At 73.0% G+C, this 10,323-nt stretch carries 10 protein-coding genes; 2 read left to right on the top strand and 8 right to left on the bottom strand.

Annotation, left to right across the window (positions count from 1 at the left end; all coding sequences use genetic code 11):
• Nucleotides 1–235 precede the first annotated feature (235 nt).
• Together AB0O91_RS36120 and AB0O91_RS36115 are read right to left on the bottom strand one after the other, a co-directional pair.
• The gene (locus tag AB0O91_RS36120; protein WP_363442304.1) at nucleotides 236–658 is read right to left on the bottom strand and encodes a heme-binding protein; all 423 of its coding nucleotides are present in this window, start codon (nucleotides 656–658) and stop codon (nucleotides 236–238) included.
• A 54-nt stretch (nucleotides 659–712) separates the two neighbouring features.
• On the bottom strand, nucleotides 713–1,915 hold the full coding sequence (locus AB0O91_RS36115; RefSeq protein ID WP_363442302.1) for an MFS transporter: 1,203 nt from the start codon (nucleotides 1,913–1,915) through the stop codon (nucleotides 713–715).
• Nucleotides 1,916–2,156: 241 nt separating this feature from the next.
• Between AB0O91_RS36115 and AB0O91_RS36110 the strand changes: the two genes are divergently transcribed.
• On the top strand, nucleotides 2,157–2,630 hold the full coding sequence (locus tag AB0O91_RS36110; protein ID WP_363442300.1) for a MarR family transcriptional regulator: 474 nt from the start codon (nucleotides 2,157–2,159) through the stop codon (nucleotides 2,628–2,630).
• A 31-nt stretch (nucleotides 2,631–2,661) separates the two neighbouring features.
• Here AB0O91_RS36110 and rbsD read toward each other — a convergent pair whose 3' ends face one another.
• The 6 genes from rbsD to AB0O91_RS36080 form a co-directional block, all read right to left on the bottom strand.
• Nucleotides 2,662–3,051 carry a D-ribose pyranase gene (rbsD, locus tag AB0O91_RS36105; RefSeq protein WP_363442298.1) on the bottom strand — a complete coding sequence of 130 codons (390 nt, stop codon included), beginning with the start codon at nucleotides 3,049–3,051 and terminating at the stop codon, nucleotides 2,662–2,664.
• Nucleotides 3,048–3,950, bottom strand: coding sequence for a ribokinase (locus tag AB0O91_RS36100; RefSeq protein WP_363442296.1), 903 nt, complete (start codon nucleotides 3,948–3,950; stop codon nucleotides 3,048–3,050). Before AB0O91_RS36100 ends, rbsD begins: the two co-directional genes overlap by 4 nt.
• An 82-nt stretch (nucleotides 3,951–4,032) precedes the next feature.
• Entirely contained in the window at nucleotides 4,033–5,976 is a 1,944-nt protein-coding gene (locus AB0O91_RS36095; RefSeq protein ID WP_363442294.1) for a substrate-binding domain-containing protein, read from the bottom strand.
• The gene (locus AB0O91_RS36090) at nucleotides 5,966–7,486 is read right to left on the bottom strand and encodes a sugar ABC transporter ATP-binding protein (RefSeq protein WP_363442292.1); all 1,521 of its coding nucleotides are present in this window, start codon (nucleotides 7,484–7,486) and stop codon (nucleotides 5,966–5,968) included. The genes AB0O91_RS36095 and AB0O91_RS36090 overlap by 11 nt, the downstream gene beginning before the upstream one ends.
• The gene (locus tag AB0O91_RS36085; protein ID WP_363442290.1) at nucleotides 7,483–8,499 is read right to left on the bottom strand and encodes a LacI family DNA-binding transcriptional regulator; all 1,017 of its coding nucleotides are present in this window, start codon (nucleotides 8,497–8,499) and stop codon (nucleotides 7,483–7,485) included. Before AB0O91_RS36085 ends, AB0O91_RS36090 begins: the two co-directional genes overlap by 4 nt.
• Nucleotides 8,500–8,792: 293 nt before the next feature.
• Nucleotides 8,793–9,359: an RICIN domain-containing protein gene (locus tag AB0O91_RS36080; protein WP_363442288.1), complete on the bottom strand. Its 567-nt coding sequence runs from the start codon at nucleotides 9,357–9,359 to the stop codon at nucleotides 8,793–8,795.
• A gap of 597 nt (nucleotides 9,360–9,956) precedes the next feature.
• Here AB0O91_RS36080 and AB0O91_RS36075 point away from each other — a divergent pair.
• A complete protein-coding gene (locus tag AB0O91_RS36075; RefSeq protein WP_363442286.1) occupies nucleotides 9,957–10,127 on the top strand; it encodes a hydrophobic protein in 171 nt (56 codons plus the stop codon).
• Nucleotides 10,128–10,323: the final 196 nt, after the last annotated feature.

Below are 10,323 nucleotides of genomic sequence, written 5' to 3'. Positions count from 1 at the left end.
GCCCCGCGCGCCCCCCCCCCCCCCCCCCCGCCGCCCGGCCGGGGGGGGGCCCCCCCCCCCCCCCCCGCCCCCCCCCCCCCCCCCCGGGGCCGTGGGGTCGCGGCGGGTCGGTTCGGCCGGTCCGGGTACGGGCCGGCGCGCTCGGCGACGGCGGTGGCGGCCGGGTCGTCGGGGACGGTGCCCCGGGCGGGCGGGCTCCCGGCTTCCTCCGGGCGGTCGGACGCTCCTGCGGACGTCAGCCGGCGAGGGCGCGCAGGGCTTCGGTGGCGAAGCCGTGGTCCTGCTCGGGGGCGCCGCCGCCGATGCCGAGGGCGCCGATCAGCCGGCCGTCGCGGTGGACCGGGACGCCGCCGGCGATGAACAGCAGCGGGCGGTCCAGGGCGGTCGGCAGGGTGTGGAACGGGCCGTCCGGCTTGACCAGGTCGACCAGGTCGGCGGTCGGGGCGTTCAGCTGGAGCGCGGTGTAGGCCTTGCGGGTGCTGGTCTCGCCGGAGATCAGCACGGCGCGGTCGTCGCGGCGGAAGGCCAGCAGGTGCCCGCCGGCGTCCAGGACGGTGACGCTGACGGTCACTCCCGCGGCCTCGGCGGCGGTGCGGGCGGCCCGGATCAGGGTCTCGGCGTCGGCGGTGGTGAGGGGGGTGACGGTGGTGGTGGCCATGGTGGCGCTTCTCCTGGGGACGGGGAGGTGATCAGTGGTGGTGGTCGGTGGTGGTCAGTGGTGGACGGGGATCCGGGGGGCCGGGGCGCCGTCGACGGCCGGGGCCCGCTGCCGGTCGCGGCGCTCCAGGGCGGCGGACCAGAGGGCGAGGACGAGGGCGGCCGCGGCGAGCAGGGCGCCGACCCAGTTGGGGGCGGTGTAGCCGAGGCCGGCGGAGATGACGATCCCGCCGAGCCAGGCGGCCAGCGCGTTGCCGAGGTTGAAGGCGCCGATGTTGACGGCCGAGGCGAGGGTGGGGGCGCCGTGGGCCTGGTCGAGGACGCGCTTCTGCAGCGGCGGGACGGTGGCGAAGCCGAGGGCGCCGACCAGCAGGATGGTCACCGCGGCGGCGATCCGGTGGTGGGCGGTGAGGGTGAACAGGGCCAGGACGACGGCGAGTCCGCCGAGGGTGGTGTAGAGCAGGGGCATCAGCTTGCGGTCGGCGAACCTGCCGCCGATCAGGTTGCCGAGGAACATCCCGATGCCGAACAGCACCAGCAGCCAGGTGACCGCGCCGTCGGAGTAGCCGGCGACGTTGGTCATCATCGGCGCGATGTAGGTGATGGCGGCGAACACCCCGCCGAAGCCGAGCACCGTCATCGCCATCGCCAGCAGCACCTGGGGGTTGCGGAAGGCGGTGAGCTCGCCGCGCAGCCGGGTGCCTTCGGCGCGGGGCAGAGCCGGGACGAGCTTGGCGATGCCGAGCAGGCCGACCAGGCCCAGGGCGGCGACGCCGACGAAGGTGGTGCGCCAGCCGACGGCCTGGCCGACGAAGGTGCCCAGCGGGACGCCGACGATGTTGGCGACGGTGAGCCCGGTGAACATGGTGGCGATGGCGCCGGCCTTCTTGTGCGGGGCGACCAGTTCGGCCGCCACCACCGAGCCGATGCCGAAGAACGCGCCGTGGGCCAGCGAGGCGACGATCCGCCCCGCGAGCATCAGCGGGAAGCTCGGGGCGACGGCGGAGAGCAGGTTGCCGACCGTGAACAGGCCCATCAGCAGCATGAGCATGGTCTTGCGGCTGATCCTGGTGCCGAGCACGGTCATCAGCGGGGCGCCGATGACCACGCCGAGGGCGTAGCCGGTGACCAGCAGGCCCGCGGTGGGGACGGAGACACCGTAGTCACCCGCGATCCGGGGCAGCAGGCCCATGATCACGAACTCGGTGGTCCCGATTCCGAAGGCCCCGATGGCCAGGGCGAGAAGTGCGAGGGGCATGGCGCGTCCTCCTGCGATTGCTTGTGCGCCTTACGTGCCTCGACAATAGTTGCGCGCGCGGGCTAAGTGCAAGTGCGGGCATTTGCTCTCGACATTTGACCTGGCAGGAGGAGTGGCGGCCGGCGCCGGGGAGGCGGGCCCGCGATGGATACTTGCACAAGCACTATATGTGCTATGGAAAATATTTCAGGGCGAGGACTATCCTGGAGCCCTGCTCGTGCTCGGAAGGAGACCCGGACCGATGACCGCCACGGATCCCGCGCTGACCGCCCTCGCCAACGGATGGGCCGCCCTCTACGTCCTGTACGGCAGGATCGAGGCCCAGATCGAGCGCGCCCTCCAGTCGAAGCACGAGCTGAGCGTGCGTGAGTACTCGCTGCTCGACGTGCTCAGCCGCCAGCACGACGGCGAGGGCGGCCACCTCCAGATGAAGCAGGTCGCCGACGCGGTCGTGCTCAGCCAGAGCGCCACCACCCGGCTGGTCTCCCGGCTGGAGGACCGCGGCCTGCTCGCCCGCTACCTGTGCCCGACCGACCGCCGCGGCATCTACACCAACGTCAGCGCGGACGGGCTGGCGCTGCTGGAGGCGGCCCGGCCGACCAACGACGCCGCGCTGCGCGAGGCGCTCGACGAGGCCGCCCGCAACCCCGAACTGGCCCCGCTGGTCGCGGCGGTGGAGGCGGTGGAGGCGCCGGCGGCACTCCGGCGGCCCTGAGCGGACGGCCCGCGGCGGATCCCCGGCGGTCCTAGAAGAACACCCCGCACCGCAGCAGCACGTTGGCGTACGGCCGGGCCTCCCCGGTGCGCACCACCAGGCGCGCCCCCGCGCTCAGCTCCTTCAGCGATGCGTGCGGCACGTACGCCAGCTCGGGGAAGGAGCCGTTCAGCAGCCCGTCCGCGGCGGGGTTCGCCGCCCGCACCTCCTGCGCCGCGGTCGCCGCCTCGATCACCAGCTCGTCCAGGAGCCCGGCCAGGACGTCCTCGAACGACGGGATCCCCGCCCGGAAGGCGAGGTCGACCACCCGGGGCCCGGCCGGGATCGGCATCCCCGCGTCACACACGAGCACCCCGTCGCCGTGCCCCAACTCGGCTACGGCAGCGGCGAGATGGCGATTCAGGATCCCGCCCTTCTTCACAGCGCCCCGACCTCCTCGGCGGTGGGGAACGACTCCTGGGCCCCCCGCCGCGTCACGGCGACGGCGCCCACCCGGGCGGCGTACCCGGCGGCCTCCGCCGGGGCGGCGCCCGCACCCAGCTTCCAGGCCAGCGCGGCGGTGAAGGAGTCGCCGGCGCCGGTCGTGTCGACGGCCTCGACCTTCACCGACGCGACCCGCACCACCTGCTCGGCGGTCGCGACCAGCGCACCCTCCGCACCGAGCGTCACCACGACGGACCTGGGCCCCCTCGCGAGCAACTCCCGTGCCCACGCGGCGGGATCGTCGCCGACGGCCCCGCCGCCCAGGAGCACCCGGGCCTCGTGCTCGTTGACGATCAGCGGGTCGCAGGCCGCCAGCACCTCGGCCGGCAGCGCCTGCGGCGGCGAGGGGTTCAACACGAACCTCGTGCCGGACGGCAGCTGCCGCACCACCTCGACGACCGACTCCAGCGGGATCTCCAACTGCGCCGAGACCACCCGGGAGGCGCGCAGCAGGGGCCCGGCGGCCCGGACGTCCGCCGGTGTGAGCCGCCCGTTCGCGCCGGGCGACACCACGATGCTGTTGTCCCCGGACGGGTCGACGGTGATCAGCGCGACGCCGGTCGGGGCCCCGCCCACCAGGACGCCCCGGGTGTCGACGCCCGCGCCGCGCTGCGACTCCAGCAGCAGCCGCCCGTTGGCGTCGTCCCCGACCCGGGCGAGCAGCGCGGTGCGCGCGCCGAGGCGCGCCGCGGCGACCGCCTGGTTGGCCCCCTTGCCGCCGGGGTGGACGGCGAGGTCCGACCCGAGCACCGTCTCCCCGGCCCCGGGCCTGCGCTCGACGCCGATCACGAGGTCGACGTTGGCCGAGCCGACGACCAGAACGTCGTAGTCGTACATGAAACTCCCCAATCGGGCGATCCGAACGGGGCGGCCGGGGTCCCGCTTCCGCGGGCTCCCCGGCCGTCCCCTCTTCCCTGTCTCAGCCGGTGAACCCGGCCACGGTCTCCTTCGTGACCACCTTCACCGGCACCTTGACGGTCTCCTCGACCTTCTCCCCCTTGATCGCCTTGACCGCGTTGTCGACGGCGATCCTGCCGAGCTGCGAGGGCTGCTGGGCCACGGATGCGTACAGCGTGCCCTGCTCGACCGCCTTGAGCCCGTCGGGAGTCCCGTCGAAGCCGATGACCTGCACGGACTCCCCGGCCTTGGACCCGAGTGCCTTCACCGCGCCGAGTGCCATCTCGTCGTTGGCGGCGATGACGCCCTGGACGTCCGGGTGCGCCTGGAGCAGGTTCGACATGACGTCGAGGCCCTTGGTGCGGTCGAAGTCGGCCGGCTGCTGCGCGACGACCTCGATCCCCGGGTAGGCCTGGAGGCCCTTGGCGAAGCCCTCGGCCCGCTCGCGCGCGGCGGAGGTGCCGGCCAGGCCCTGGAGGATCGCGATCCTCCCGCTGCCGCCGAGCTTGTCGGCGAGGGCCTTCGCGGCCTGCTCGCCGCCGGCGACGTTGTCGGAGGCGACGAGTGCGGCCAGGTCGGCCTTGTTGACGCCGCGGTCGACGGCGATGACCGGGATCCTCGCCTTGTTCGCGGCCGCCACGGAGTTGCCCGCCGCGTCGGAGTCCACCGGGTTGACGACGATCGCCCCGAGCTTCGAACTGGTGAAGTTCTGGAGCTGGTTGGCCTGCTGCGAGGCGTCGTTCTGCGCGTCGGTGACCGTCAGGTCCACCCCCAGCTTCTTCGCCTCGTCCTGCGCGCCGGAGCGGATCTGCACGAAGAACGGGTTGTTGAGCGTGGAGAGCGAGAGGCCGATCTTCCGGGTGGCGGGCTTCGGGTCGCCGTGCAGGAACGAGGTCGCGCCCACGACCGCCACCGCCACGACGGCCGCGAGCCCGTAGGTGGCGACCTGCCGGCCCCTGCCGCCGGGCGCGCCGGTCCCCGTGGGAGCGGCCCCGGCCTTGCGCCGCACCGTGTCGAGCAGCACCGCGAGGGCGATGACCACACCGATGACGACCTGCTGCCAGAACGCGGAGACGTTCAGCAGGTTCAGCCCGTTGCGCAGCACCGCGAGGATGAGCGCGCCGATCAGCGTCCCCGACGCCTTGCCGGTGCCCCCGGCGAGGGAGGCGCCGCCGATGACGACGGAGGCGATGGCGTCCAGTTCGTACCCGGTGGCGGCCTGCGGCTGGGCGGAGGAGAGCCGGGAGGCCAGGACGACGCCGGCGACCGCGGCGAACACCCCGGACAGCGCGTAGATCGCGAGCTTCTGCCGCGGCACCCGCAGGCCGGAGAGGCGGGCCGCCTCCTCGTTGCCGCCGATGGCGTACATCGAGCGGCCGATGTAGGTGCGGCCGAGGACGAACGCGGTGATGAGCCCCATGGCCACCATCACGAGCACCGGCACCGGCAGCCAGCCGCCGAGCGTGTCGCCCAGGTGGGAGACGGAGGCCGGGAAGGCGATCGGCGAGCCGTCCGAGAGCACCAGCGCCAGGCCGCGCGCCACCGACAGCATCGCGAGCGTCGCGATGAACGGCGGCAGTTTGCCGTAGGAGATCAGGAAGCCGTTCACCAGGCCGGCGGCCACGCCCGTCGCCAGCGCCAGCAGCACCGCGACGGCCACCGGCACCCCGTGCGAGGTGGCGCTCCAGGCCAGCACGGTCGCCGACAGCGCGGCCACCGAACCGACCGACAGGTCGATGCCCGCCGAGACGATCACGAAGGTGACGCCGAAGGCGAGGACGGCGGTCACGGCCGCCTGGACGCCGACGTTGAGCAGGTTGTCGGTGGTGAGGAAGTCGCCCGACAGCGCCGACATGGCGATGACCAGGGCGATCAGCGCGGTCAGCGCGCCGTTGTCGAGCAGCAGCCGGCGCAGGGCCGCGGCGCCTCCGGCGCCCGTACCGCTCGTGAGCGTTTCAGCGGCCACGGGGGGCCTCCAGTTCGGTAGTGGGGTTGCTCACGGCCAGCGACATGACCGCGTCCTGGGTGGCCTCCTCGGCGGACAGCTCCCCCGCGACCCGGCCCTGGGCCATCACCAGCACCCGGTCGCTCATCCCGAGCACCTCGGGCAGGTCGCTGGAGACCATCAGGACGGCGGCCCCGGCGGCCGTCAGCTCGTTGACGAGCTGGTAGATCTCGACCTTGGCGCCGACGTCGACGCCGCGGGTGGGCTCGTCGAGGATCAGCACCCTGGTGTCGGCCAGCAGCCACTTGCCGATGACGACCTTCTGCTGGTTGCCGCCGGAGAGCGTGCGGACCCGCTGGTCGAGCCCGGCCATCCGCACGCCGAGCTGCCCGGCGATCCGTGCGGCGGCGGCGTGCTGCCCCTTGAGGTCGACGATCCCGGCCCTGGCCGCGGACCTGAGGGTGACGAGTCCGAGGTTCTCCCCGACCGACTGGTCGAGCACCAGCCCCTGTCCCTTGCGGTCCTCGGGCACCAGCCCGATCCCGGCGGTCATGGCGGCGCCGATGTCGTGCCGCCGCAGCGGAGCCCCGCAGACCCGGACCGTGCCGCGGTCGTACGGGTCGGCGCCGAAGACGGCCCGGACCACCTCGGTGCGGCCCGCCCCGACCAGCCCCGCGACGCCGACGACCTCGCCGGCCCGCACCTCGAAGCTGACGTCGTGGAAGGCGCCGTCCCGGGACAGCCCCTCCACGGACAGCAGGGTGGCGCCCGTGACGGCGCGCTCGCGCGGGTACTGCTGCTCGATGGAGCGGCCCACCATCAGCCGGACGAGCTCCTCCTCGGGCGTGTCGGCGGGCACCCGGCCGACCGACCTGCCGTCCCGGATGACCGTGACCCGGTCCCCGAGGGCGGCGATCTCCTCCAGGTGGTGGGTGATGAAGACGATCCCGACGCCGTCCTCGCGCAGCCCGCGCACGATCGCGAACAGCTTCTCGACCTCGTCGGAGGTCAGCACGGCCGTCGGCTCGTCCATGATCAGGACCCGCGCGTCCAGGCTCAGCGCCTTCGCGATCTCGACCATCTGCAGGCGCGCGATGCCGAGTTGACGCACCGGCGTGCGGGGCGGGAGGTCGAGCCCGACGCGCTCCAGCAGCTCCGCGGCGGCCGCCTCCATGCTCTTGCGGTCGATCATCCCGAACCGGCGCGGCTGGCGCCCCAGGAAGATGTTCTCGGCGACCGTCAGATCGGGGACGAGGTTGAACTCCTGGTAGATGGTGGCGATCCCGAGCCGCTCGGAGTCCTGCGCGCCCTGGATGCGGACCTCCTCGCCGCCGACCAGGATGCGGCCCTCGTCGGGCTCGTGGGCGCCGGAGAGCATCTTGATCAGGGTGCTCTTGCCCGCGCCGTTCTCCCCGAGCAGCACATGGACCTCGCCCCGGCGCAGGTCGAAGTCGACGCCGTCCAGCGCGACCACCCCGGGGAAGGACTTCCGGATGCCCTCGATGCGCAGCAACTCGTCCGCGTCGCTCACGACCGGCTCCTGTTCGTAGCGGGGTCCTCGCCGCAGGAGCGGCGGACGACGAGACGGGCGGGCAGCGTCACCGACCGCGGCGGCCGTCCCTCGATGCGGTCCACCAGGGCGCGCACGGCGGCCCGGCCCAGCTCGCCCGTGGGCTGGGCGATCGCGGTGACCGGCGGGTCCGTGTGCACGAACCAGCGGATGTCGTCGAACGCGGCGAGGGCGATGTCGTCCGGCACCCGCAGGCCCCGGGCGCGCACGGCGTCCAGGGCGCCGAGCGCCATCAGGTTGTCCGCCGCGAACACGACCTGCGGGGGCTCGGCGAGGTCCAGGAACCGCTCGGTCACCCGCCGGCCGCTGTCGGCCTGGAAGTCGCCCTGGCCGATGTAGCGGTCGGGCAGGTCGAGGCCGTGCTCCTCCAGCGCCTCGCGGAACGCCGCCACCCGCTCCTGCCCGGTCGTGGTGGCCGCCGGGCCGGCGATGATCGCCAGCCGCCGGTGCCCCAGCCGGTGCAGGTGCGCGACGAGGTCCCGCACAGCGCCCCGCCCGTCCGCCCGTACCACCGGCACATCGACTCCGGGGATCCACCGGTCCACGAACACCATCGGCGTCCCGGAGCGGGCGGCGTCCAACATCAGCGGCGACCCGCCGTCGGTGGGCGAGACCAGCAGCCCGTCGATCCGGCGGTCCAGCAGCGTCCGTACGTGGTGGTCCTGGAGGTCCGGCCGCTCGTCGGCGTTCCCGATGATCACGCTGTACCCCAGCGCCCGCGCCTCCTCCTCGACGGAGCGCGCGAGCTCGGTGAAGTACGGGTTCAGCACATCGCTGATCACCAGCCCCAGGGTGCGGGTCTGATCGGTGCGCAGCGAGCGCGCCACGGCGTTGGGCCGGTACCCGAGCGACGCGACGGCGGCCAGCACCCGCGCCCGCGCGTCCTCGCTCACCGACGGGTGCTCGTTCAGGACGCGCGAGACCGTCGCGACGGACACGCCTGCCTCGGCGGCGACGTCCTTGATGCTCGCCATAGCCGTCCCACCTCCTTGTGGAATCGATTACATCGACGCGTTGCGACGATTGGAATCGATTACACGGGCTCGGGGCAAGAGGCGGGCGGGTGGCTGAAACCTGATCGTGATGAACGCCGTGCCGGCGTCGGCTCCTCCTCCGCTCCTCTTCCGTCCGGGTGTGCGGGCGTGCGGAAGGGGCCCACCCCCTTGGCGCGGGGGTGGGCCCCTTCAGTAGTGCCGGCCGCGTCGACCGGACCGGGCCCGTGACCGTCGAGTCGGCCGCGGGTCGGGGGTGGCGCGAGGGGGGTCGGTCACCCGTTGGGGTTGACCGGGGTGCTGCTGGCGGAGGGGTGCCAGTCGAACTGCTGGTAGCTGTTGGCGCTCGCGCCGGGGGTGGAGCCCATGAGGTGGTACGAGCCCCTGGGCCCCGGCATGCCGGTGGCGAGCAGGCAGGCGTTGGCGGCGTTGCAGACGCTGTGGTCGGTGCCGAACGTCCAGCGCTGGTTCGGGTCGCCCGCGTTGCAGCCGTAGGCGGCGGCGTCCGGGGATCCGCTGGGGCCGTCGGCGACGTGGGCCCACAGGCACCGGCCGTCGTTGGTGCTGTGGATGAGGCCGTCCGGGCTCCAGAACCAGAACTGGTTCCAGGTGCCCATGCACGGCTTGATCACGACCGGTCGGCCGTCGCCGCTGCCCTGCCGGTACTCGTCCATACAGAAGTAAGTGCCGTTGTCGGACGGTGGCTTGTAGAGGGCGACGAGGGTGCCGTACGCCAGGGGCTGCGGGTTGGCCGGGGTCGCCGCCTGCGCGGCCCCCGGCAGGGCGAAGCCCAGACCGAGTGCCATGCCGCACGCCGCGAGGGTCCTCTTGATGCGCTTCACCAGTTCAACTTCCTTCCAAGGAGCCGTGCTTGGGGTGGAGGGAGTGCTGCGAACGGTGCCCGAGAGGTGCCAGGGCATAAGCAGAGGTACGCGGCTGGATGCTATTCCATTCATATGAGTTGACGTCAACAGTTCAGAACATCGTGACGGGAACCCGACACTGACGCTCCGTCACCGGCGCTGCCCCGCGAGCACGGAGGCGGCCGGCGGGTGCCGTCGCCTGCCTCGGAACCGTCGCCCTCGCCCGGCGAACCGCCACGGGCGGGATCGAGGCCTCCTGGTCGCCGGACACTCCCTGCACCCCCGATGAGGTCGCACTCGGCTACTCGCTCGTCGGCGCCTACGGAGTGGGATCGCCAGGTGTGCTGAAGTCCGTCATCGGGCACGGAGGGGCGCCTTTCTAGGCCCTTCCCTCGTACACCGGTCACGCGCGGCTGGGACACTTCAGCCGCGCGTGACCCGTGAACTGCTGCTGCTCAGAACGAACTTGCCGTGTCACGGGCGCCACCGAGCCTCTTGGCCTTCTCGAGAGATTCCCCCGCATATGTTCCGCGGGCCGGGGCACCCGGATCTCCGACACCGACTTCGGAGGTCGAGATGGTTCCCCTTCTTCTTGTTCTGCTCCTGGCCCTGATCCTCTTCGGCGCGGGCTTCGCCCTGCAGGTCCTGTGGTGGGTGGCGATCGTGGTCCTGGCCGTGTGGCTGCTCGGGTTCCTGGTCCGCAGTACCGGCGCCACCGGCAGTCGCGGCCGCTGGTACCGCTGGTAGCCCCTCCCCCGTGCCGGCGCCCACGACGAGACCGGGACTGCGCGGCAGCGCGGCAGCACGGCAGCACGGGACGAACGCACGGTGGCGGGGCCCGACTTCGGCCCCAACCGACACTGCCGCCCCTGATCCGCTCGACCGAGACCTCAATCTGACGGACAGTATAGAAGTCGCCACGATCGGTGCCCGTCGATCTATG

It is taken from the genome of Kitasatospora sp. NPDC089797, assembly GCF_040684795.1.
GTDB lineage: Bacteria > Actinomycetota > Actinomycetes > Streptomycetales > Streptomycetaceae > Kitasatospora.
This window is presented reverse-complemented; position numbering and strand designations above follow the sequence as displayed.

Excerpts from the sequence above, each read along its gene's own strand:
- AB0O91_RS36120 (WP_363442304.1), bottom strand. The coding sequence starts at position 658 with ATGGCCACCACCACCGTCACCCCCCTCACCACCGCCGACGCCGAGACC.
- AB0O91_RS36115 (WP_363442302.1), bottom strand. The coding sequence starts at position 1,915 with ATGCCCCTCGCACTTCTCGCCCTGGCCATCGGGGCCTTCGGAATCGGG.
- AB0O91_RS36110 (WP_363442300.1), top strand. The coding sequence starts at position 2,157 with ATGACCGCCACGGATCCCGCGCTGACCGCCCTCGCCAACGGATGGGCC.
- AB0O91_RS36100 (WP_363442296.1), bottom strand. The coding sequence starts at position 3,950 with ATGTACGACTACGACGTTCTGGTCGTCGGCTCGGCCAACGTCGACCTC.
- AB0O91_RS36085 (WP_363442290.1), bottom strand. The coding sequence starts at position 8,499 with ATGGCGAGCATCAAGGACGTCGCCGCCGAGGCAGGCGTGTCCGTCGCG.
- AB0O91_RS36075 (WP_363442286.1), top strand. The coding sequence starts at position 9,957 with ATGGTTCCCCTTCTTCTTGTTCTGCTCCTGGCCCTGATCCTCTTCGGC.